Annotated in this window: 24 protein-coding genes; 11 read left to right on the top strand and 13 right to left on the bottom strand. The window is 37.0% G+C overall.

The window, feature by feature from the left end:
* Window positions 1-36: 36 nt before the first annotated feature.
* Window positions 37-528 carry a nuclear transport factor 2 family protein gene (locus AAY42_RS05820; protein ID WP_055393260.1) on the top strand — a complete coding sequence of 164 codons (492 nt, stop codon included), beginning with the start codon at window positions 37-39 and terminating at the stop codon, window positions 526-528.
* 351 nt (window positions 529-879) lie between these two features.
* The gene (locus AAY42_RS05815) at window positions 880-2091 is read left to right on the top strand and encodes a M23 family metallopeptidase (RefSeq protein WP_055393258.1); all 1212 of its coding nucleotides are present in this window, start codon (window positions 880-882) and stop codon (window positions 2089-2091) included.
* Between the two features lie 176 nt (window positions 2092-2267).
* Here AAY42_RS05815 and AAY42_RS05810 read toward each other — a convergent pair whose 3' ends face one another.
* On the bottom strand, window positions 2268-2678 hold the full coding sequence (locus AAY42_RS05810) for an Lrp/AsnC family transcriptional regulator (protein WP_055393255.1): 411 nt from the start codon (window positions 2676-2678) through the stop codon (window positions 2268-2270).
* Window positions 2679-2845: 167 nt separating this feature from the next.
* Here AAY42_RS05810 and AAY42_RS05805 point away from each other — a divergent pair, with 167 nt between their 5' ends.
* Together AAY42_RS05805 and AAY42_RS05800 are read left to right on the top strand one after the other, a co-directional pair.
* The gene (locus tag AAY42_RS05805) at window positions 2846-3082 is read left to right on the top strand and encodes a hypothetical protein (RefSeq protein WP_055393253.1); all 237 of its coding nucleotides are present in this window, start codon (window positions 2846-2848) and stop codon (window positions 3080-3082) included.
* Window positions 3075-3590, top strand: coding sequence for a GNAT family N-acetyltransferase (locus tag AAY42_RS05800; protein ID WP_055393251.1), 516 nt, complete (start codon window positions 3075-3077; stop codon window positions 3588-3590). The genes AAY42_RS05805 and AAY42_RS05800 overlap by 8 nt, the downstream gene beginning before the upstream one ends.
* Window positions 3591-3807: 217 nt before the next feature.
* Here AAY42_RS05800 and AAY42_RS05795 read toward each other — a convergent pair whose 3' ends face one another.
* Window positions 3808-5496: a glycoside hydrolase family 13 protein gene (locus tag AAY42_RS05795; RefSeq protein ID WP_055393249.1), complete on the bottom strand. Its 1689-nt coding sequence runs from the start codon at window positions 5494-5496 to the stop codon at window positions 3808-3810.
* A gap of 25 nt (window positions 5497-5521) precedes the next feature.
* Window positions 5522-6418 carry a site-specific tyrosine recombinase XerD gene (xerD, locus tag AAY42_RS05790; protein WP_055393247.1) on the bottom strand — a complete coding sequence of 299 codons (897 nt, stop codon included), beginning with the start codon at window positions 6416-6418 and terminating at the stop codon, window positions 5522-5524.
* 242 nt (window positions 6419-6660) lie between these two features.
* Here xerD and AAY42_RS05785 point away from each other — a divergent pair, with 242 nt between their 5' ends.
* The 3 genes from AAY42_RS05785 to aroQ all read left to right on the top strand — a co-directional run bounded on the left by AAY42_RS05785 (window position 6661) and on the right by aroQ (window position 8163).
* Window positions 6661-7164, top strand: coding sequence for a hypothetical protein (locus tag AAY42_RS05785; RefSeq protein ID WP_055393245.1), 504 nt, complete (start codon window positions 6661-6663; stop codon window positions 7162-7164).
* A gap of 51 nt (window positions 7165-7215) precedes the next feature.
* A complete protein-coding gene (locus AAY42_RS05780; protein ID WP_055393243.1) occupies window positions 7216-7677 on the top strand; it encodes a hypothetical protein in 462 nt (153 codons plus the stop codon).
* Window positions 7678-7749: 72 nt separating this feature from the next.
* Entirely contained in the window at window positions 7750-8163 is a 414-nt protein-coding gene (gene aroQ, locus AAY42_RS05775) for a type II 3-dehydroquinate dehydratase (protein ID WP_055393241.1), read from the top strand.
* On the opposite strand, the gene AAY42_RS05770 is transcribed toward aroQ, so the two are convergent.
* The 6 genes from AAY42_RS05770 to AAY42_RS05745 all read right to left on the bottom strand — a co-directional run bounded on the left by AAY42_RS05770 (window position 8158) and on the right by AAY42_RS05745 (window position 12088).
* On the bottom strand, window positions 8158-8436 hold the full coding sequence (locus tag AAY42_RS05770; RefSeq protein ID WP_055393239.1) for a DUF3817 domain-containing protein: 279 nt from the start codon (window positions 8434-8436) through the stop codon (window positions 8158-8160). The genes aroQ and AAY42_RS05770 overlap by 6 nt on opposite strands.
* Entirely contained in the window at window positions 8437-9828 is a 1392-nt protein-coding gene (lpdA, locus tag AAY42_RS05765) for a dihydrolipoyl dehydrogenase (protein ID WP_055393237.1), read from the bottom strand.
* Between the two features lie 112 nt (window positions 9829-9940).
* Window positions 9941-10465 (bottom strand): DUF1572 family protein, encoded by a 525-nt coding sequence (locus tag AAY42_RS05760; protein ID WP_055393235.1) that lies wholly within the window; start codon window positions 10463-10465, stop codon window positions 9941-9943.
* Window positions 10462-10872, bottom strand: a complete 411-nt coding sequence (gene msrB, locus AAY42_RS05755) for a peptide-methionine (R)-S-oxide reductase MsrB (RefSeq protein ID WP_055393233.1) — start codon at window positions 10870-10872, stop codon at window positions 10462-10464. The genes AAY42_RS05760 and msrB (AAY42_RS05755) overlap by 4 nt, the downstream gene beginning before the upstream one ends.
* Before the next feature lie 27 nt (window positions 10873-10899).
* Window positions 10900-11391, bottom strand: coding sequence for a peptide-methionine (R)-S-oxide reductase MsrB (gene msrB, locus AAY42_RS05750; RefSeq protein WP_055393231.1), 492 nt, complete (start codon window positions 11389-11391; stop codon window positions 10900-10902).
* Between the two features lie 124 nt (window positions 11392-11515).
* Window positions 11516-12088 carry a hypothetical protein gene (locus AAY42_RS05745; RefSeq protein ID WP_055397740.1) on the bottom strand — a complete coding sequence of 191 codons (573 nt, stop codon included), beginning with the start codon at window positions 12086-12088 and terminating at the stop codon, window positions 11516-11518.
* A 160-nt stretch (window positions 12089-12248) separates the two neighbouring features.
* Between AAY42_RS05745 and glgB the strand changes: the two genes are divergently transcribed.
* The 4 genes from glgB (at window position 12249) to AAY42_RS05725 (ending at window position 18915) form a co-directional block, all read left to right on the top strand.
* Complete coding sequence (gene glgB / locus AAY42_RS05740) at window positions 12249-14144, top strand: 1,4-alpha-glucan branching protein GlgB (RefSeq protein WP_055393229.1); 1896 nt, start codon at window positions 12249-12251, stop codon at window positions 14142-14144.
* 95 nt (window positions 14145-14239) lie between these two features.
* On the top strand, window positions 14240-16639 hold the full coding sequence (locus AAY42_RS05735; protein WP_055393227.1) for a glycoside hydrolase family 31 protein: 2400 nt from the start codon (window positions 14240-14242) through the stop codon (window positions 16637-16639).
* 42 nt (window positions 16640-16681) lie between these two features.
* Complete coding sequence (locus tag AAY42_RS05730; RefSeq protein WP_055393225.1) at window positions 16682-17491, top strand: M48 family metallopeptidase; 810 nt, start codon at window positions 16682-16684, stop codon at window positions 17489-17491.
* Window positions 17492-17589: 98 nt separating this feature from the next.
* Window positions 17590-18915: an MFS transporter gene (locus tag AAY42_RS05725; RefSeq protein ID WP_055393224.1), complete on the top strand. Its 1326-nt coding sequence runs from the start codon at window positions 17590-17592 to the stop codon at window positions 18913-18915.
* Window positions 18916-18997: 82 nt separating this feature from the next.
* On the opposite strand, the gene AAY42_RS05720 is transcribed toward AAY42_RS05725, so the two are convergent.
* From AAY42_RS05720 to AAY42_RS05705, 4 genes are read right to left on the bottom strand one after another with little or no spacing between them, the layout of a single operon-like run.
* On the bottom strand, window positions 18998-19723 hold the full coding sequence (locus AAY42_RS05720; protein WP_055393222.1) for a head GIN domain-containing protein: 726 nt from the start codon (window positions 19721-19723) through the stop codon (window positions 18998-19000).
* Between the two features lie 36 nt (window positions 19724-19759).
* Window positions 19760-20851, bottom strand: a complete 1092-nt coding sequence (locus AAY42_RS05715; RefSeq protein ID WP_055393219.1) for a DUF4097 family beta strand repeat-containing protein — start codon at window positions 20849-20851, stop codon at window positions 19760-19762.
* A complete protein-coding gene (locus AAY42_RS05710; RefSeq protein ID WP_055393217.1) occupies window positions 20832-21392 on the bottom strand; it encodes a hypothetical protein in 561 nt (186 codons plus the stop codon). Before AAY42_RS05710 ends, AAY42_RS05715 begins: the two co-directional genes overlap by 20 nt.
* 2 nt (window positions 21393-21394) lie before the next feature.
* On the bottom strand, window positions 21395-21952 hold the full coding sequence (locus AAY42_RS05705) for an RNA polymerase sigma factor (RefSeq protein WP_055393215.1): 558 nt from the start codon (window positions 21950-21952) through the stop codon (window positions 21395-21397).
* Between the last annotated feature and the right edge of the window lie 26 nt (window positions 21953-21978).

Genomic DNA, 21978 nt, shown 5'->3' with positions numbered 1-21978 from the left:
ATACTTTTGTTCTGTATTATTTTAATAATCAAGACAATGAAAAAAGTAGTAAACTTTTTAGCAATGAGTATAATCATATGTAGTGTCAATGCTCAAAACAAAGACCCCCAAATTAGTAACGATTTAAAAACAAAAAAAATGGACAAACAGAACGTACAATTACAGAGTTTTAATGAATATAAAGATGTTGAAAGAGCATTAGGGCCTTACATTAAAAGTGCTAAGTCTGGAGATGGAAAACTAAGCAGGTCAGCATTTTATAACCATGCACATATTATAGGCTCAATAGAGGGGCAAGTTTATACTATGACTGCTGATGAATTTGGTGATGCAATTAGTGAAGGTGGACCTTCTGAAAACATCCAATCACATATTGCATGGATTGATATTTCCGGACCAGCTGCTGCTGCAAAAGTAGAATTTTATGATTGGAATGGATTTCGATTTACAGATTTCTTTGTTTTGTTTAAAAAAGATGGAGAATGGAAAATAAGTGGTAAAGTGTACGATTCCCACAATAAAAATTAGGCTTTAAAAAGTTAGACTTAGTTGTAGTTTTTTTCTTTTGAGAACTAAAATACCGGGACACAAGACAGTTACAAACAATAGCGGTTTGGGTACTAACCTAAACCGCTATTTCATTATAAAATATATTGTAAACTGAAAAATAAGTGCAAAAACCTGCTACTACTTACACACAAAACCGATAAGTATTCCCCTATTTTTAAGGTTGCCGAAGGAAAACTCGAATTTATTGGTGTCATTAAATTTTTTAGGCACAGGGCAAAATAATTGTATCAGATTAAAGCATAGCATTCCCCAAAACACATTTTTTCTAATTTTTATAGTAAATTGCCTAGTATACTAATAATCAGTTATATGAAAGCTGCAGCTTGTCCAACCCCACATTCTTCAAATAGCATAGCCAGTATATTTATATCTTCAGCATTGGTTTTTATGTTTTTACTCTTCACATGGAGTTGTAGTGAAGGAAATCCTGATACCGAAAAGGAAGAAGAAACGGGAGAAATAGAAGAGATGGAGGAGACGGGGTATAACTATCCAGAAGGTAAAATATTTTTCGAATACCCACCAATGGATTTAAACGGAGTTTCTTTTTACGAACCCATGGGTAGTATGGGTGTATTTCCCCAAGATCATGGTGGATTTATACATTTTGAATATGGGGTCGATGAACCAACAACACCAGTTTATGCTATGGCTGATGGTGTAATTGTAGAACTTGGGAAAAGTGGCGATGATTTCTTTATGACAGTTAAATACAGTACAACCATAAGTACAAAATTGGGTCATGTGGGAAGATTCGCGGATTTTATTCTAAATCAAACAAATCCAGTAATAGAAGGAAGCCCCTTAATCACTGAAATTGAAGTGAAATCTGGGCAGATTATTGGCTACATCTCATCCTTTTCAGCATTGGATATTGGAGTACACGATTTAGATCTGGAATCAAGTAAGTCATTTTGCTATCCAGAATTGGCCTTTTTTGAAAATTTATATGCTGCAGATATTTTTGATTACTATGAAGACTCAAATCCAGTTAAAGCAGAATTCCTGAATAAAAACATAAGAGTACTAGAGCCTTATGGAGGAAAAAATGATTACGATGTAAAAGGTACAATCTCTGGAAATTGGTATATCAAAGATAAATTTGAAGGCAAGGATATTTTTACAAATTATTTTGCAATCGGCTATCATCATATCTACTCACAAAGAATTGCCATAGCAGATGGACTACCTCGTCATGATCCTGATACGGAAGACACGAATTCCTATTCCAATTCGTGGATAAAATCCAATAGTCCAAAACCTGAAGAAGTGGACATTGCTTTTGGAATGGTTAAATACGAATTGGTTGCACCTGTAGATCTAAAGAGAAACGATGATGGAACTTATGAATTAAATTCACTTGATGGCGTGGATGATCAAGTACCGAGAGGAGTTTTTCTAATGCAAATGGTAGATGCAGAAACCATGCAGCTAGAATTCATAGCAGATAAAACAGTAATGGAAGTGGAAGAATTTACTGGGAACCAAAGAGTGTATGTTCGCAATCCTGATTATGAGTAATTCTTTGTGTGGTTAATCAATCTTTCAAATGGGACACTGAATTTATAGGCGCAGGGTAAAATAATTCTTGTCAGATCATAAGGACTGTTTCATCCTTTTATCTGGAAGCAATATTATATCTTCCAGATAAATAAATGACAAACTTATCTGTTTATAGAATCTTACAAATAAATGAACTACACTTCTAAAATAATACTCGTTTTAGAAGCACCATACTCTGAGATTTTTTCAAGAAAGGAAATAAGGTGTTTATTGTTTCTAAAATAACCTAAAACGCACAAACAATCATCCCCAGTAACTCTATCACAACTTTGCACTTCTTCCATTGCTTGTATTTGTTTTTGAGCATTAGATGTACCCCTAGGCCCTTGGTGCATTACCAATGTTATATATGCTTTAGTCTCAATGCCTAATTTTTCATGATTCACCTTTAAAGCATAACCTTCTATTATGCCTTCTTCTTCCATTTGCCTAACACGCTTGCCTATAGCAGGAGCAGACAACCCAATTTCTTTCCCTATTGTAGCGAAGCTTTCTCTGGCATTAACATGTAGCATTTCAAGTATTTTTTTATCTAGTGCGTCCATTTTAAATCAAAACTATATTAGTATTAATTAGATATAATCGAATGTAAATATATAAATATGGATTTGATTATAAATCAAAAATGAAAAATCGAATTCTATATTTGTTGTATTGATTTTAAACCGAATAGCTATAAACCTTAATTATTCAAATAGAAAAAAGATAAAGCATGAGTCCATTTTTAATTGATAGTATCGGATACGGAGGTTTGGCCATAAACTTATATTCAATGTCCGTTAAAGGTGAATATAGACTAAGGCTAATGTCACTAATCGCTAATATAATTTACATTTTGTATGGCGCAATAATTAGCGCAACTCCAATAATTGCAGGATGTACTATTGCTGTATTCCTGCATGGGTATCATCTAAGACGATTGAAAATTAAAAAGAACAGTAATGATTAAAATACAAATAGCCACAGAAGCAGATATCGAAGTTTTAACACTTTTAGGAAGAGTAACATGGGCTGAATCTCATGGGCATTACATAGATGATAAAAACAATCTATTAGAATACCTGGACAAGAATTTTTCAGTTTCTAAAACCAAGCAAGATGTAAATAACCCTAAGAACCATTTCTATGTTGTTTATGTCGATGATTTACCTGTAGGTTATGCGAAATTAGTGGTAAACGCGTCAAACAAGAATGTTACATCACAAAACAGTTGTCAATTAGAACGAATTTTCATCCAAAAAGAATTTATACCGTTAAAAATTGGACAGCAGCTTCTAACTTTTGTTGAAGAGCAGGTTAAAGTATTGCAATTAGATACCATATGGCTATCCGTTTATATAAAAAATAATAGAGCCATTAGATTCTATGAAAGAAATGAATTTAAAAACGTTGGAGAGTTAAATTTTCTTGTTAATGGAAAAGCATATGAAAATATAGTTTTCTCAAAAAAAATCTAGGGAGGCTATTTTATGTTATAAAAGAGACCGCTTCCAATAACATGTATAGTTAGTAGCTTGGTTTGGGAGCACTTAGAAAATCCGTGGTATTTTCCTCTGATTCATTTTTTATGTACTAAAATTAGTCTCTAAAACACCCAATTAATCATATACTTAACCGATAAATACAATGTCAATTTTAAACTGCTAAAAATGCAAACTTAAACACTATTTTGAGTTAGCTAAGTTTATACACACATGCCTGGTACGGATTTAACTCAAAATCAATACTACCTTTTAAAGCTACATGCGAATCATTGGAAATGAGTAGATCCAGTGTTGAACTTGCTAAATCATCTAATTCCAAATTTGCCTTTTCTTCAGAAAAACTTAATAGTATCAGGTAATTTTCATCATCCATACTTCGGGTATACGCATACACCTGCTCATTGTCTTTCAGTAGCAACTGATAGTCTCCATAAACGAGCCCCAAATGGTCTTTGCGTAACTGGACCATTTTCTTAAAATAGTTCAGGACAGAGTCTTTATCTTTTTCCTGTTCAGCAACATTAAGCCCATTTATATGATTGGGATGTACCTTTAACCAAGGCTTTGCCCCAGAAAATCCTGCGTTTTCAGAATTGTCCCATTGCATAGGCGTTCTGCCGTTATCCCTACTAGCTTCTTTTTCATTTTCGATAAACGTATCCAAATCAACACCTTGTTGTTTTAGAAGCTCGTATCTATTTAGAGTATTTATGTCTTGATAATCGTCAATGGTATCAAATCGGATATTGCTCATTCCAATTTCATCACCATAATAAAAATAGGGCGTCCCTTTCATGGTCAACAAAAAAGTGTGAAGCATGGTTGCCGAATTATGCCAATGCTGTGGAGAGTCATTTCCCCACCGGCTTACCGTTCGCGGGTTGTCATGATTGCTCAAAAACATACTGCCCCAACCTTTTTCTGCAAAGGTTTCATCCCAATCCGAATGGATTTTTTTGAATTCGGTGAGCTTCCATTTATCCTCACGCATCCAGAACACTTCATCCCCATCACGATCAAGAGACATCAATTCAAAATGAAAGAACATATTAAGTTCTTTTCTTTCTTCGTCTACAAAAAGCAAAGCCTGATCTCGTGCGACCCCAGGGGTTTCCCCAACGGTCATGATATCGTATTTACTCAAGACCTCTTGGTTCATTTCATGCAAATAGTCATGAAGCTTGGGGCCATTGGCATAAAACGGAACAAAGTTTCCGTTATATTCCGCTGGTAATTCTGGATAATTAATGTCCTTGGAAATAAACGGGATAACATCCATCCGAAAGCCGTCTACGCCTTTTTTAAACCAAAAATGCATCATGTCATAAATCTCTTGTCGCACTTTAGGGTTTTCCCATTTTAGATCAGGTTGTTTTACGGAAAAGTAATGTAGATAATAGCTATCCGTAAGCTCATCATATTTCCAGGCATTTCCATCAACATCAAAATAACTGAAACGTTTTGGAGGCGTTCCCTTTTCAGCGGGCCACCAGTGGTAGTAATCACGATATGGATTCTCCCTGGATTTTCTGGATTCTTGAAACCAATGGTGTTCATCACTGGTATGGTTCACAACCAAATCCATTACCAATTTTAAATCCCGGGCATGCATTTCTTCCAATAGAGAATCAAAATCGGACATGGTGCCAAACTCTTCCATAATATTGCGGTAATCGCTAATATCATAGCCATTGTCATCATTTGGAGATTTGTATACAGGACATAACCAGATGATATCAACACCCAAACTTTTTATATAATCCAACCGTTTGATGATTCCTTGGATATCGCCAATACCATTCCCCGTAGTATCCTGAAAACTTCTAGGATATATTTGATATACGATTCCTTCTTTCCACCAAGTACGTGCTAATTCCATGCAATAATTTTAAGGAACTAATATATTACTTTCTGGGGTGAAATTCATGCAAGACTTTCTTCAAATGAGTTCTGTTGACGTGCATGTAAATTTCGGTAGTAGTGATGCTTTCATGACCCAACATTTGTTGAATTGCGCGTAGGTCAGCACCGTTTTCCAAAAGGTGCGTGGCAAAGGAATGTCTGAAGGTATGTGGGCTAATATTCTTATTCAAACCAATTTTTTCCGCCAATCTTTTTATAATCGTAAAAATCATGGCTCTTGTTAACTGTTTTCCTCTACGGTTTAGAAAAAGAAAGTCTTCATGCTCTTTTTGAATCTGTATATGAAGTCTGACTTCATTTCTATATATGTTGATATACTTTTTGTTTACAGCACTTATGGGCACAAAACGTTGCTTATCTCCTTTTCCGGTTACTTTAATAAAGTCCTCTTCAAAATAGAGGTCGGAAAGTTTTAGGTTGATCAATTCCGATACTCGTAGTCCGCAGCCGTATAAAGTTTCCAGAATGGCTCTGTTCCGTTCTCCTTGAGGGTTGGAAAGGTCTATTGCAGCAATGAGGTTATTTATTTCTTCAATGGACAGGGTGTCTGGCAATTTTCTTCCAATTTTTGGAGGTTCTATCAAATCCACAGGGTTGTCCGTTCGGTAATCTTCAAAAACGAGGTAGTTAAAAAAACCTTTCAATCCAGAAATGATTCGGGCCTGCGACCTTGGATTCACTGTTTTGGCAACATCATAAATAAATTTCCGAATGGTTTCTTGGCTTATTTCAATTGGATGTTCAACAATTTCATAAGTATCAAGGTAGTTGGTCAATTTTTGTAAATCCAAAACATAACTGGAGATGGAATTATCGGAAAGACCACGTTCTATTTTTAAATAGTGTTGATAATCCTGTAGAGCTTGCTTCCAGTTCATGGTTTAAAGATAGCCACAAATTGGTTTTAAATAGTGTTCCCTATAATTGGTCAATCCATATGCTGTTTTGATCAATTTGAAACATAGAAAGGTCAGGCATTGGATAAATTAGCCAACTGTTTAAACGATATGTACCAATAAAAATGTTGATTCAAGTAGCGTTTGTTTTCGTCGATTAGTAGGAATTTTCGATACTATAATTGGTAGAGGTGCGTTTTAGCTTCTACTAAATTATAACAACCATGAAGAAAACCTTTTTATTAAGTATTTTAATGTTGGCAATTTGTTTTGTTACAATTGCCCAAGACAGAACCAATTTTAAGGCCGGTTTCAATGCTGGTATTCCCGTTGGTGATTTTTCAGAAGCATATGCATTTAGTATAGGTGTTGATGTTGCCTATCACTATGGAGTTTCTGAATTGATAGATCTTGGGGCCGCAACAGGATATATCAATGTTTTTGGTGATACGATAGATACCATTGGTGAAATAGAAGCAGAGTTTGAAGATTATTCGTTCATACCCGTGGCAGCTTCTTTAAGAATATATCCAACCTACCATTTTAAGTTGGGTGCCGATGTTGGATATGCAGTTGCAACGGCCAATGATAGTGAAGGAGGATTGTATTACCGCCCGGTGATAGGGTATAATATTACGGGCAATACCGAATTAAATGTTTCGTATATGGCTATAGACAATGATGGAACGTTGGCGGTGGCCACCTTGGGGCTTCTGTTTTTATTTTAAAACAGCTGGAGGACATTGGTTAGAAGAAATCAATAACCATAAATACACAATATGAAAAAATTACCATTTGTTTTTATTCTTACATTATTATTTACAGCTAACGGCAAAGCACAAACAAACTATTCTGCGGCTTTGGGAATAGGAATTGATCTTTACGATGAGTTCACTTTTTTTGGACCCAGCGGTAAATATTTTTTCTCGGAAAAGCATGTTGGCCAAGCCCATTTTGGTATTGAGGACAATGCCACAATTATTACTGCTTTATACTCTTTTCACAAACAATTTATTGGTGCAAAAGGTTTACGATGGTATGTGGGAGCTGGGCCTAGTATTATCCTTTTAAAGGATTCAGATAATATTTTTTCTTTGCGTCCACATGCTGGTTTGGATTTTAAGATTGATGGCGTACCCATAGTACTTAATTTTGATTGGAGACCGGCAATTGCGCTTAGTGAAGTAGGAGAAAATGAGGTAGGAGCCTTTGGTTTTGGATTTCAGTTTGCATTTAATTAGCTACAAATAATTACAATAAAAAAGGGCGAGAGATATTCTCGCCCTTTTTTATTAAATCGTATTTTTAACGGCATGAAACTGATTATCATCAACGGCCCCAATCTAAACTTGCTTGGAAAAAGAGAGCCAGAAGTATATGGAAGCACTACTTTTGAAGACTATTTTTCGGAACTACAGCAAAAATTTTCTGGAATTGAGTTGGAATACTTTCAATCCAATATTGAAGGGGAATTGATAGATAAAATTCAGGAAGTTGGCTTCAGTTATGATGGTATTGTCTTGAATGCGGCTTCCTACACCCACACTTCAGTAGGCATTGGAGATGCAGTAAAAGCTGTAAATACCCCTGTGGTTGAGGTACATATTTCCAATACGCACAAACGCGAGGACTTTAGACATGTTTCCTATATTTCTTCCGGTGCAAAAGGTGTTATCCTAGGTTTTGGACTTCAGAGTTACGACCTTGCCATCCAGAGTTTTCTATAGATCGCTCAAATACTTTTTATCCGCATAAAAAGTTCCAAAGGGAAGTAATGATGCGATAAAAAGAATTATAAAACGTTTGATACTCCATTTGCGTTGCCAGCAAAATACCAACGCAATGATACCATAGGTAATAAAAAGGACACCATGCGCATATCCAACAACCTTATTGGGTTCCAAAATATCTGCCCAATATTTTAAGGGCATGGTCAGACCAAATAAAAGTAGATAGGAAATTCCTTCTAATATTGCGGTAGCCCTAAATAGTTTAAGCATTTATAAATGGATTACTTCATCATACGCATCAGCAACGGCTTCCATAACCGCCTCACTCATGGTTGGGTGGGGGTGAACTGCCTTAAGAACTTCATGTCCTGTGGTTTCCAGTTTACGTGCAACCACGGCTTCGGCTATCATGTCGGTTACACCAACGCCGATCATATGGCAACCTAACCATTCGCCATATTTGGCATCAAAAATAACTTTTACAAAACCATCGGGATTTCCAGAAGCCTTGGCCTTTCCACTCGCTGAAAAAGGAAATTTGCCAACCTTGATATCATATCCTTGCTCTTTGGCCTGTTTTTCGGTAAGTCCTACAGAAGCAATTTCAGGCATACAATAGGTACACCCGGGAATATTTCCATAATCCAAGGCTTCCACATGCATTCCTGCTATTTTTTCAACACAAAGAATACCTTCAGCAGAGGCTACATGTGCCAAAGCTTGTCCTTGGGTAACATCGCCAATGGCATAGTACCCTGGAATATTGGTTTGGTAATAATCGTTCACCAAAATCTTATCGCGATCAACCGCAATTCCAACATCTTCCAGACCTATATTCTCAATATTTGTTTTGATTCCGACTGCCGAAAGAACAATATCGGCCTCTAAAACCTCTTCTCCTTTTGCAGTTTTAACCGTAGCTTTTACTCCTTCACCAGAAGTATCAACATGGGTAACCTCCGCAGAAGTTTTTATTTTTACACCAGCTTTTTTAAAGCTGCGTTCCAATTGCTTGGAAACATCTTCGTCCTCTACAGGAACTATATTGGGAAGGTATTCAACCACGGTTACCTCAGTGCCCATTGAATTGTAGAAATAGGCAAATTCGATACCGATGGCACCACTACCCACAACAATCAGTTTTTTGGGCTGTTCCTTTAATGACATTGCCTCACGATAACCAATCACTTTCTTTCCATCTTGTGGAAGACTTGGTAGCTCCCTACTTCTTGCGCCAGTGGCAATAATTATATGATCGGCAGTATATTCAGCAGTATCTCCATGTTCACCTTTGACCAAAACCTTTTTTCCGGGTTGTACTTTTCCGAAACCATTAAGAATCTCAATCTTGTTTTTCTTCATCAAAAATTGAACGCCTTTGCTCATTCCATCTGCTACACCACGACTTCTTTTTACTACTGCATCAAAATCATGTTCCACTTTTTTGGCACTCAGCCCATAATCCTCGGCATGCTTAAGGTATTCAAAAACTTGAGCGGACTTCAATAGGGCTTTGGTAGGAATACAGCCCCAGTTAAGGCAAACACCGCCCAAACTTTCTTTTTCCACAATGGCTGTTTTGAGTCCAAGTTGAGAGGCCCTTATGGCCGTTACATATCCTCCAGGACCACTACCCAAAACAATTACATCGAAGTTGCTCATTAGAATTTAATTTTAGTTATTAAAAATGAAGTGCAAAAATACGGAATTCAGATACCAAATACCAAGATTTGGACGTGCAGAACTTTCATAAATTGGAAATTATAACAAAGAACTATCCAAACATTTTTTTGTTGAACTTTTCAGAGTCTCCCTTAGGGATTGAAAGTGAAATCCAATTGGTACCTTTTATCATTTTCCCCATGAAAACGATTTGGCCTACATGACTGCAGTAATGAGCCAATTGTCTATTTATTGCTTCAATAATTGAGTGTTCTTCATTCCGAATTTTAATTTTGGAATCGAAGTTAGAATGGTCAATATCCCCAAGAGCATCAAATAGGCATTTCCAGCCTCTTTCCCAAGCGGTTATCATTTCTGCTTTAGAAGTATAGGGTTTTTCAAATTCCACTTCTCGATTACGCCAAGGTTTTTCGCCATCTTCCGTTAAAAAATTGGTCCATCTGCTCAACATATTGCCCGCCATGTGTTTTACAATAATGGCAATGGAATTACCCGTTTCTGAATATTTCCAGAGAATATCTTCATCACTAAGTTGGGCAAAAGTCTTATCACCCATTACTTTATAACGATTAAACTCGAACTGTATATTCTCAATATAATTTTCCTGAAAACTCATGGTTCCTCAGTAGGGTCAAAGTCAATGCTTACAGAATTAATACAATAACGTTGCCCAGTTGTTTCTCTGGGACCATCATTAAAAACATGTCCCAAATGGCTTCCACAGTTGGCACAAACCGTTTCTGTACGGACCATTCCATGGGTAGTATCCCTTATGTATTCAATGGCCCCCTCTATGGCTTGGTCAAAAGAAGGCCACCCACAACCACTTTCAAATTTATGGTTGCTTTCAAATAATTTGGCATTGCATGCTTTGCAATGATAGTCTCCGTCTTCAAAGTGTGCGTTGAATTCACCGGTAAATGGTCTTTCAGTGCCTTTCTGGCGCAAAACATGATATTCCTCTGCAGAAAGCTTCTCTTTCCATTCAGTATCTGTTTTTTCTACTCCATATTTTTTATCCATACTGGGTCTTGGATGTTTTAAGTGAACTTAGTTTGAATCTGGTACAAAATCCAGCGCTACTCCGTTAATACAATGTCTTTTTCCTGTAGTGTTCCTTGGCCCATCGTTAAAGACATGGCCTAAATGACCTCCGCAGGTGGCACAATGTTCTTCCGTACGTTCATAACCAATTTTATAATCTACATCATAGGCAACATTACCCTCAATCTCACGGTCAAAGCTTGGCCAGCCTGTTCCTGAATTAAATTTATGTTCACTCTTGAAAAGTGGCGTGGCACAACCTGCACAAACATAGGTGCCCTTTTCCTTGTTATCCAATAAATCGCTGGTAAATGCATTTTCAGTGGCTGCCTTTCGCAATACGTAATATTCCATATCCGTAAGCTCGGCACGCCATTCTTTGTCCGTTTTTGAAACAGCGTAATCAGTATCTTTTTTAATTTCCTTGATTTCTTTTTGTGAAAAACCCTTACATCCAGAAATGATTGTAAGGGTGAGGATAAGCAATTTTTTTCCCATCTTTTTTATATGTAGACGTTATCTTTTAAGAATCCTTTCAAAAATAATGGATAAATATCATCCTAAAACTAAAAAAGTCCTGCTGATTGTTAGCAGGACTTTAAGTTAGCAAATTTTTGATTGATTAATTCAAATCAATTTTCCTCACTTCACCTTCCTCAATACCCAAGGAGGACATCACATTTGCAATATTCGATGTATCCATCTTAGAGGAATTGGTAAAGACACTTGGAACAAATACTATTCTAAAGGATTGATTGTCCGTGAATCCAGTATCTAATGTGGAAAGGTCAAAGTTTCCGTCAATAAAAAGTTCAACATCTACAAAAGTATGGGCAGATACGTATTGAATGGTTCCCTCCGGTAGGAAAAAACTTTGTGGTATTTGACTCCAAGCGTCTGCTGTACTATTATCATCAAGTTCAACCGTTCCATCAAACCTATAAACCAATACCGCATCGGCTTCAAATACCTCAAAATCTGTGATATCACTAAATGTTATAAGTGTATTGAATAAATTACCTTCAAAATCATAGTTAAAATTGACTCCATCGACCTCCACTACCTGTCCTTGAATTCCATCCACTCCGTCTAGACCATCCAGCCCATCAAAGCCATCTTGCCCTCTAGGCCCTTCACAAGACATGGTTATCATTACGACAAGAAATACACCTAAAATAGTATTGAATCTATTCATGATTTTTGATTTTTGATTTGTGTTCATTTTAATTTGTTTTCAATACAAAATCAAAAAGCATTCCATTTTTGATATATCTTGTTTTTATTTGAGAATCAAACTGTTCAAAATCGGATTCTTTGGTAAAGATGTGTAATATTGTATTTGTAAAATAGTTTTTATGTCCAAAGTAATTTCCCATAGTCTTTTTACGGAGTTTGATATCAATCTTTTTAAAGCTGGAAAGCATTATAGACTTTATGAAAAATTGGGCTCCCATCTTTTGGAAGTAGATGGTGTAAAAGGAACTTACTTTGCCGTTTGGGCTCCTTCCGCTAAATCAGTGGCCGTAATCGGAGATTTTAATTTCTGGGAGACAGGTGAACATCAATTAAATGTTAGATGGGATGAAAGCGGTATTTGGGAAGGCTTTGTTCCAGGTGTTGATAAAGGCACCAAGTATAAATACAAAATCCAGTCACACAATAATGATATTTGGACGGAGAAAGCAGATCCGTTTGGTAGATATTGCGAGCAACCTCCAAAGACCGCTTCCGTAGTTTGGGAGGCCAAATACAATTGGAAGGATAAAGATTGGATGGAAACACGCGAGTCCAAAAATGCTCTGGACAAGCCATATTCCGTCTACGAGGTACATTTGGGATCTTGGAAAAAGAAAAATGGATGGGAATCACTTTCTTACGTAGAACTGGCAGATGAGCTTGTTGATTATGTTGCTGAAATGGGGTTTACCCATGTAGAGTTCATGCCCATAATGGAATACCCCTATGATCCTTCTTGGGGCTATCAACTAACAGGGTATTTTGCACCAACATCACGATTTGGTAAGCCTCAAGATTTTAAGCTTCTAGTAGATAAATTTCATCAAAAAGGAATAGGTGTTATTTTGGATTGGGTACCATCCCACTTTCCAGAAGATGCTCATGGGCTTGGATTTTTCGATGGATCTCACCTTTATGAACACCCGGATAGGAGAAGAGGGTATCACCCAGATTGGAAAAGTTTGATTTTCAATTATGGAAGAAATGAAGTAAGGGCCTTTTTAATCAGTAATGCTATTTTTTGGTTGGATCAATATCATGTGGATGGGCTTCGGGTGGATGCAGTTGCTTCCATGCTGTACTTGGATTACTCTCGGGAAGATGGGGAATGGGGACCCAACATATATGGTAACAATGAAAATTTGGAAGCCATGTCCTTTCTACGTGAAATGAACACGGAAGTATATGCCAGTTTTAAAGGTGTACAGACCATTGCGGAGGAATCAACAGCTTTTACAGGAGTTTCCAAGCCCGTGCATTTAGGTGGTCTTGGTTTTGGTATGAAATGGATGATGGGTTGGATGCATGATACCTTGGAATTTTTCAAAAAAGAACCTATTCATAGATCATATGATTTAAATGACATAACATTTAGTATGACTTATGCATTTACCGAAAATTTTATGCTACCATTTTCACACGATGAAGTGGTGTATGGAAAGCAATCATTGTTATATCGAATGCCTGGAGATGAATGGCAGCGTTTTGCTAATTTAAGATTGCTGTTTGGTTATATGTTTACACATCCTGGAGGGAATCTGCTCTTTATGGGTGCCGAGTTTGGACAATCTTCTGAATGGAACTTTCAAGAAAGTTTGGAATGGCATTTAACCCAGTATGATTTTCATTCAGGAATTCAAGAAGTAATAAAAGATTTGAACAAGGTGTATAAAAATAATCCTGCATTGTACCAAAAGCAATTTAGCGAAGAAGGGTTTCAATGGATTGAATATAATGACCAGGAAAACACGGTCATGACCTATATTAGGAAAGGTCTAGATCCAAAAGACGATTTAATTATTGCTTGCAACTTTACCCCAGTGCCGCGTGAGAATTATCGAGTGGGAGTCCCTAAAACAAAACAGTTAAAGTTGATTTTTAATAGTGATGATGCCAAATATGCTGGAAGTGGAATAGGCAAGAAAACATTGAAATCAACTACAACAGCATGGAATGGACATAAACAATCCGTGGTAATGACTCTTCCTCCGTTGGGTGTCGTAATTTATAGGTGAAACAATCACTATAAGGTTATAGTATCAGATGTTTTGAACATCTTTTTAATTTCTCACTCTAAAGTCTTTCTTTTGTTAGTCTTAATACGCCAATAATGATTACCAATACTGAAATAGAAAAAAGAGGTAACCAGTACCCCAATCATATCGTTGAGTTTAAACAGGAAAACGACAAGCTTTTCTTCACGACCCAAAATGGTGTTATTTTAGAAATTACCATTTTGCGTGATAGTGCAATTCGTTTTAGGTATGCAACGGAACATGTTTTTGAACCTGATTTTTCATATGCTATAAGTGATGATGTAAGTTTAGGTTATAATGACTTGGATGTAAAGGATGAGATTCCGGAATATGTTATAACTACCTCAAAAATCAAAATTCGTGTCAACAAATCAAATTTGAAGGTCCAAATTGTGGATTTAGAAGATAAGGTGATTATTGATGATGAATTGGGATTTCACTGGGAGGAGAATTATAACTATGGAGGCAACATTGTCAAGATGGGTAAAGTTTGTCATTCCGGAGAGAGTTATTACGGAATGGGAGACAAGGCCTCGCATACCAATTTAAAGGGAAAACGGGTAAATAATTGGGCCACGGATTCCTACGCTTATGGAAAAGATCAAGAACCGTTATATAAGTCAATACCGTTTTATGTAGGATTAAAGGAAGAGATAGCCTATGGCGTTTTCTTTGATAATTCCTTTAGTACCTATTTTGACTTCGCTAATGAAAAAAGAAATGTGACCAGTTTTTGGGCTGATGGAGGGGAAATGAACTATTATTTCTTTTACGGACCCAAAATGAATCAAGTTGTGGAAGCCTACACCGATTTGACCGGTCTTCCTGAGTTACCACCTTTATGGGCATTGGGGTTCCATCAATCGAAATGGAGCTATTACCCGGAAAAAAAAGTAAAAGATATTGCATCGACCTTTAGAAAGTTAAAAATACCTTGTGATGCCATTTACTTGGATATTGACTATATGGAGGGGTTTCGTTGTTTTACATGGGATAATAAACACTTCCCCAATCCAAAGAAAATGATTGAAGAATTGGAGGAAGATGGTTTTAAGACCATCACCATGATAGACCCGGGAATAAAAATAGATAGAGATTACTGGGTGTATCAACAAGCAATGGATAATGGATTCTTTTGCCGTAGGGCAGATGGCCCTCATTTTAAGGGTAAGGTATGGCCTGGAGAATGTAAGTTTCCAGATTTTACAGACCCAGAAGTACGCGAATGGTGGGCTGGTTTATACAAGGAGATGATTGCGGATATGGGAGTAAAAGGCGTTTGGAACGATATGAACGAACCAGCCATAATGGAAGTCCCATCAAAAACTGCTAACCTTGATGTAAGGCATGATTATGATGGGCACCCGTGCAGTCATAGAAAAGCACACAATGTATACGGCATGCAAATGGTTCGCGCTACTTACGAAGGCGTCAAAAAATTCATGTTCCCACGAAGACCTTTTGTGTTGACACGGGCCGCATATTCAGGAACACAAAGGTATTGCGCAACCTGGACCGGTGATAACGTTGCAACTTGGGAGCACTTATGGATTGCAAATGTGCAAATGCAACGGATGTGTATGAGCGGTTATTCTTTTGTGGGTTCAGATATTGGTGGATTTGCAGAACAACCTAACGGCGAATTATTTGCAAGATGGATGCAATTGGCAATTTTCCACCCATTTTGCAGGGTGCATTCCAGTGGAGATCATGGAGATCAAGAACCTTGGTCTTTTGGAGATGAAATAACGGATATTGTTAGAAAATATATAGAACTCCGTTACCAGTTACTGCCCTATTTATACACTATGTTTTACAAGTATATAAATGGCGGTCTTCCAATGCTTCAATCTCTAGTGTTTTATGATCAAGCAGATACACAAACCCATTTTAGAACAGATGAGTTTCTTTTTGGCGAACAAATTTTGGTATGCCCTGTGCAGGAGCCCAATGCCCAAGGAAGACGTATGTATTTTCCTAAAGGAAAATGGTACAACTACTGGACAGATGAGGTGATTTCTGGAGGGGTGGAAAAATGGGTGTCCGCAGAAATAGAAATAATTCCACTATTTGTAAAAGAAGGGGCTATGGTTCCCAAATATCCAGTACAACAATATGTTGGGGAAAAGGAAATCAAGGAACTTCAGATAGATGTATATTTCAAGGAAGGAATTGAAAACTCAGAAGTCTATGAGGATCAGCAAGATGGTTATGATTATAAAAAGGGACGTTACAGCCTAAGAAAGTTTAGACTACGAGGTAAGGAGAACGAATTGATTATTCAACAGTTCAAAGATGGAAATTTCATTACTTCCTACGAAAAATTCATCCTAACATTCCATGGTTTACCCTTTGAAATTGGTACAATAGAATTGGATAATGAGATAGTTGACCCGAAAGATATTAAGCTTAACGGAAACAATACTATTGAGGTAAGCAAGGATTTTACTGAACTTCATTTAGTTGGAAAATAATTTTTTGTAATTTACCTACACTAAACACCATTAATTAATAAAATGAAGAAATTGATTCTAACTGCTACAGTTTTTTTGATTGTAGCAGCATGCAAGACAAATCCTTTTACGGGAAAAAGTACCCTCAACTTCTATCCCAATAGCCAAATTTTTCCAATGGCTTTTGCGCAGTATGATAGTTTTTTGACGGAAAATAAGGTAGTTACCGGAACTTCCGAAGCCCAAATGATAACAAAAGTTGGTCAGCGTATAGCCTCAGCTGCAGAACGTTGGTTAGATGCAAATGGATACCCCGGATACTTAAAAGAGTATAAGTGGGAGTATAATCTGGTAAATGATGAAACAGTGAATGCGTGGTGTATGCCAGGTGGTAAAATTGTATTTTACACGGGAATTTTACCTATTACCCAAACGGAGACAGGCGTTGCCGTAGTAATGGGACATGAAGTGGCTCATGCCTTGGCGGATCATGGAGCACAACGTATGAGTGCTGGAATGGTTCAACAAATTGGAGCCGTTGCAGGTAACGTGGCCATTAAGGACCCTGAAAAGCGTAACATGTTCAATCAAGCTTATGGATTAGGTTCTACGGTAGGAGTCATGCTTCCATTTAGCAGAAGTCATGAAACCGAGGCAGATAGAATAGGGTTGCAGATTATGGCCATTGCTGGGTATAATCCAGATGAAGCAGCTGAACTATGGAAAAGAATGAAGGCTAATGCTGGAGGAGAAGCGCCACCGGAATTTATGAGTACCCATCCCTCAAATGATACAAGAATAAGTAATTTAACGGCTTGGGCGCCTGCCGCAAAGCAGGAGGCTGCAAAATACGGAGTAACATCATTTAAATAAGCAATTGACCAACTAACCTTTAATGCCATTTAGAGCGAAGCAAGAATTTCAAACGATTTTTTTGCTTGGTTTTAGGTGGCATTTTTTAGTAAAATACTATGGCACGAGCATTGGCACTTAAAGGAAGTAAAAAATTATTGAATGCTTGGGCTTTTTACGATTGGGCAAACTCAGTATATAGTTTGGTCATTTCATCTGCCATTTTCCCTATTTTTTATGGTGCATTGTTCCGTGTGGCGGAGATTGAAAAAGTGACCATTTTTGGCGGTGAAATTGCTAGAGCACCATTAATCAGTTATGTTACCTCACTGGCGTTTGTTTTTATAGCCATTATAACTCCTTTGGTTTCGGGAATAGCTGATTATTTGGGGAACAAAAAGATTTTTCTCAAGTTTTTCTGTTACTTGGGTGCGGCATCGTGCATTGGGCTCTATTGGTTCTCTTTGGAAAACATCTATTTTGGGTTGGTCTGTTATTTCTTTGGACTAGTTGGTTTTTGGGTGAGTTTTGCTATAAATAATTCCTATTTACCGGACATTGCATTTCCGGAACAACAAGATAAAGTAAGTGCGAAAGGATTCTCACTGGGCTATATTGGAAGTGTAATCTTACTTGTGTTTAATCTGGCAATGGTGATGCAACCCGCGGTTTTTGGTATTACAGACAGTGGAGGGGAAGTTGCTGAAATAAAAGCCATGAAATACTCTTTTATCTCAGTTGGAATTTGGTGGATTTTGTTTAGCCAATATACTTTTTTACATCTTCCAAAAGGATATAAACGGGAAGGAGCACGGACCAATATTGTTCTTAATGGATTTCGGGAATTGCAAAGTGTCTGGAAACAGTTAGGCTCTGAAACTCGCCTTAAGCGTTACTTAGGAGCATTTTTTGTCTATAGTATGGCGGTACAGACCATCATGTTGATTGCTACTTATTTCGGGGAAGAAGAAATCAATTGGGGCACGGATAGCGAAAGAACAACTGGACTTATCATTAGCATTTTGGTCATTCAGATTGTAGCTATTTTGGGAGCAACCGTTACGGCTTTTGCCTCCAAGGCATATGGGAACATTAAAACCCTTATCGTAATTAATATTTTTTGGATTTTACTGTGCGTATATGCATACTTTTTGCAAACCCCAATGGATTTTTATATCGCTGCTGGTTTGGTAGGTATTGTTATGGGGGGAATACAGGCCCTGTCTCGTTCCACATACTCCAAGTTTTTGCCAGAAACCACAGATACTACATCTTTTTTTAGCTTTTATGATGTAGCTGAAAAAATTGGAATCGTAATAGGAACATTTTTATATGGCGCGATTGCGCAACTTACAGGAAGTATGAGGGACAGTACTATCTTTTTAGGGTTGTTCTTTTTAGTTGGAGTTCTTTTACTTCTAAGAGTCAATAAACCTAAAAAATAAAAAAGCCGCTACTTTGTGTAACGACTTTCTTATTTTGATTGATGTTGATTTAGTTGTTTTTTGATTGGTAATAAACTCCTGGTTATACTTTGGTAATATCTCCGGAACCGGATGATTTTGTCTTTATTTTATCAGGATTCCCTTTATAATGGATATCCCCAGAACCAGATACCTTGGCATCTATGGAACTATTGGCAGTAACTTTAATATCTGCAGAACCGGATACCAAAGCGGTTACATTTTCAGCTTCCAGTTCGTAAGCCTTGATATCGCCCGAACCCGCTACCTGTACCTTAAAATCTACCGCTTTTCCTGCCAAGTTAATGTCGCCTGACCCAGAGATTGATGCCTCCACATACGTTGCATCAATGGTTAGTGAAATATCGCCTGACCCTGCGATTTTTGTTTTAAAACTGTCCGACTTTAAGGTCGTTTTCCCAACAATATCACCAGAACCAGAAAGCGTGGCTGCGTTTATACTTTCAACCGGGACGGTAATATGAATTTTGGAACTCCAGTTGGAAGGTCTCAGATTGACGCCTTTTTCTGTTTTAATAACCAATTTACCATCTTTCACTTCCGTTTTAATGTATTCCAATAGATTGGATTCACCCTTCAAAGTAAGCTCTCCTTCATTACCGTCTACAAACTCTACATTAAACCAGCCTGCCAATGACACGGCATCATATTCTCCAATGGAACGTTCAATGGTAACTATATTTCCATTTCCCTTAACTCTTTTCCCCCATTGGGCATTCGTAATTGCTACTATTGATAATGCTAGTCCTAGTGTGATAAATTTTTTCATGATTGTGTTTTAAGTTCTGTTTTTTGATTTGATTTTTCAATTTTGATAAAAAGTGATTCCACCGTAATCACTGGTTATGTAAACAACGTTACCGGAGTTATCACTGCCATAGTATCCGTTGTAATATTTTTCGGTTGATTTTTCTTTACTAACTTGGATTTCGAAATTTTCCTTTCCGCTTACACCGGCATATTCCGTTGTGATATCAAAGTCAAAGTGATACTCAGGATGGTACCCAATCTTAATGCCCGTATAATCGGTTTTGATATTAAGATCACCGGCATCAGGTGCCATCTGGGCAATTTTGAAGGACCCGTAATCTGAGGTTATGGCAACATCTCCATGGACAGTTCCCAATTTTATACCGATATAGTCTCCATTTCCTTTTACACTATTAACTTCGTCCACTTGAATAGAACCATAATCGCTATTATAGTCCAGATCTTCCATTTTTTTGATTACAGCGTTGGTATAATCCGTTCTTACAATCAAATTACCTGCTTTTTCAATAGTGAAGCCAGAGTAATCGGCAATAATCTCGCCGCTATTTATGAATTCAAAACTTGAACGAGATGTGTAATCAAACCTAAGCTCATTGTTTCGCCCCCTTAACTCACCTACATCAATTTTACCATAATCGCAATTAATTTTGGCATGGCCATCAATACGGTTCAAATAAATATTGCCATAATCGTTACTAAGGTTGATGTTGTTTTTTACAGGTAATTTAATAGTGTAGTTTACCTGAACATTCACATTGTTTCGTTTTCCCCATTTCCATCCCCAGTTGTTTTCCTTCTCTCCAAATAGGGTTCTTGCGGAGACCAAATCACTGCTTGTTTCAAAATCAACATCAATTTCGTTCAATCTACTCTGAACCTTTTCCTCATTATTACCATTTGTTTTAATGTGGACTTCAATAACCACCCTATTTTCATTCCAAGAGGTGATATTAAGATTGCCGTAGCTGTTTTTCACCTTAAAAAGAGCGTTGGCATTCACACTAAATTCTTTTTTAATGGTTTTTTCCTTGGTATATTTTCCACCCATTTTGCCTGTAGTGGCACCCAAGGAAAGGGGAATTAGGGTTAATGCCATTAAGACATATTTATATAGTAATGTTTTCATCATTGTATGAGTTTAAAATTTTAATATTTTCAATATTGGTCAATACTTCTTGTAATAGATCAATTCGGGTTTGAAAGTTTGTTATCATCGCGTTTAAAATGATTTTACTGTTTCCACCATTGATAAGTTCCTGCTCCAGAGTTAAATAATTGGTTTCAAGTTTATCCAATTGGAGTAAAGTATCTTCAACCAGTTTTGCGGTTTCAGGAGATTTCTCATCCTTTAACAACTGTACCTGTTCTTCAATAAGGCTGGCAAAATAGAATTCTGTTTTGGAGACTTCTGGTGAAATTTCCACTACTTGCTCCTTGATAGATGGTCTTGTATTGAATACAGTAAGACCTAAAAGACAAACAAGTGCTATAGATGCGGCAATGGATAGTGGTTTCCACCAAGCTGTTTTTTGTTTATGTAATGTAACAACACCATTGGCATGCCCTAACTTTTCTATAAAACGTTCGTGGTGACCATTTTTTGGTTCCTCAAAGTCAAAATCTCCTTGAAGCCTTTCAAACAATCTATCTAAATTATCGTTACTCATAATTAAGCATTTACGGTCAATTTTTTTCTCAAACTTTCTTTAGCTCGCGATATTGTTGTTCTACAATTTGCGTAGCTGATATTCATTATGTCACTTATTTCCTCATAATCATACCCTTCAATTAAATGTAAGGTCAAAGAAACTCTGTAATTATCTTTTAAACTTTTCATGGTTTCCATCACTTTTTGAGCCTTCAGTTCAGTATAACCATTGTGATTTAAAGAAACTTCATCATTATCTTCGACCTTGTACATTACTTCATCTAGATCAACAGCTCTATTTTTTTGCTGCTTTTTGTAATGATATATACTGTTGTTTATCACAATGCGCTTTAACCATGCCCCAAAGGCTACATCTCCTTTAAATGTGTGCAGTTTCGTAAACGCGTTCAGAAACGATTCCTGCATTACATCTTCAGCTTCGGCAGAGTCCTTTACAATCCTAAAAGCTACATTGTACATAGCTTTATAGTACCTATTGTAAATTTCCAATTGTGCGCTTTGTTTTCCTTTTAAGCACGATTGAAGCAGTGCATCAGTATGTTCATTTTGGTGGCTCAAAAAATGAATGGTTTGTCTTATAGATG

This window comes from Flagellimonas eckloniae (genome assembly GCF_001413955.1).
GTDB classification, from domain to species: domain Bacteria; phylum Bacteroidota; class Bacteroidia; order Flavobacteriales; family Flavobacteriaceae; genus Flagellimonas; species Flagellimonas eckloniae.
This window is presented reverse-complemented; position numbering and strand designations above follow the sequence as displayed.

Excerpts from the sequence above, each read along its gene's own strand:
- AAY42_RS05745 (WP_055397740.1), bottom strand. The coding sequence starts at position 12,088 with ATGAATAGATTCAATACTATTTTAGGTGTATTTCTTGTCGTAATGATA.
- xerD (WP_055393247.1), bottom strand. The coding sequence starts at position 6,418 with ATGAACTGGAAGCAAGCTCTACAGGATTATCAACACTATTTAAAAATA.
- AAY42_RS05795 (WP_055393249.1), bottom strand. The coding sequence starts at position 5,496 with ATGGAATTAGCACGTACTTGGTGGAAAGAAGGAATCGTATATCAAATA.
- AAY42_RS05725 (WP_055393224.1), top strand. The coding sequence starts at position 17,590 with ATGGCACGAGCATTGGCACTTAAAGGAAGTAAAAAATTATTGAATGCT.
- AAY42_RS05715 (WP_055393219.1), bottom strand. The coding sequence starts at position 20,851 with ATGAAAACATTACTATATAAATATGTCTTAATGGCATTAACCCTAATT.
- AAY42_RS05805 (WP_055393253.1), top strand. The coding sequence starts at position 2,846 with ATGAGTCCATTTTTAATTGATAGTATCGGATACGGAGGTTTGGCCATA.
- msrB (WP_055393231.1), bottom strand. The coding sequence starts at position 11,391 with ATGGGAAAAAAATTGCTTATCCTCACCCTTACAATCATTTCTGGATGT.
- AAY42_RS05735 (WP_055393227.1), top strand. The coding sequence starts at position 14,240 with ATGATTACCAATACTGAAATAGAAAAAAGAGGTAACCAGTACCCCAAT.
- AAY42_RS05820 (WP_055393260.1), top strand. The coding sequence starts at position 37 with ATGAAAAAAGTAGTAAACTTTTTAGCAATGAGTATAATCATATGTAGT.
- AAY42_RS05770 (WP_055393239.1), bottom strand. The coding sequence starts at position 8,436 with ATGCTTAAACTATTTAGGGCTACCGCAATATTAGAAGGAATTTCCTAT.
- AAY42_RS05780 (WP_055393243.1), top strand. The coding sequence starts at position 7,216 with ATGAAAAAATTACCATTTGTTTTTATTCTTACATTATTATTTACAGCT.
- aroQ (WP_055393241.1), top strand. The coding sequence starts at position 7,750 with ATGAAACTGATTATCATCAACGGCCCCAATCTAAACTTGCTTGGAAAA.
- glgB (WP_055393229.1), top strand. The coding sequence starts at position 12,249 with ATGTCCAAAGTAATTTCCCATAGTCTTTTTACGGAGTTTGATATCAAT.
- AAY42_RS05760 (WP_055393235.1), bottom strand. The coding sequence starts at position 10,465 with ATGAGTTTTCAGGAAAATTATATTGAGAATATACAGTTCGAGTTTAAT.
- lpdA (WP_055393237.1), bottom strand. The coding sequence starts at position 9,828 with ATGAGCAACTTCGATGTAATTGTTTTGGGTAGTGGTCCTGGAGGATAT.
- AAY42_RS05810 (WP_055393255.1), bottom strand. The coding sequence starts at position 2,678 with ATGGACGCACTAGATAAAAAAATACTTGAAATGCTACATGTTAATGCC.
- AAY42_RS05710 (WP_055393217.1), bottom strand. The coding sequence starts at position 21,392 with ATGAGTAACGATAATTTAGATAGATTGTTTGAAAGGCTTCAAGGAGAT.
- msrB (WP_055393233.1), bottom strand. The coding sequence starts at position 10,872 with ATGGATAAAAAATATGGAGTAGAAAAAACAGATACTGAATGGAAAGAG.
- AAY42_RS05800 (WP_055393251.1), top strand. The coding sequence starts at position 3,075 with ATGATTAAAATACAAATAGCCACAGAAGCAGATATCGAAGTTTTAACA.
- AAY42_RS05730 (WP_055393225.1), top strand. The coding sequence starts at position 16,682 with ATGAAGAAATTGATTCTAACTGCTACAGTTTTTTTGATTGTAGCAGCA.
- AAY42_RS05785 (WP_055393245.1), top strand. The coding sequence starts at position 6,661 with ATGAAGAAAACCTTTTTATTAAGTATTTTAATGTTGGCAATTTGTTTT.
- AAY42_RS05720 (WP_055393222.1), bottom strand. The coding sequence starts at position 19,723 with ATGAAAAAATTTATCACACTAGGACTAGCATTATCAATAGTAGCAATT.
- AAY42_RS05815 (WP_055393258.1), top strand. The coding sequence starts at position 880 with ATGAAAGCTGCAGCTTGTCCAACCCCACATTCTTCAAATAGCATAGCC.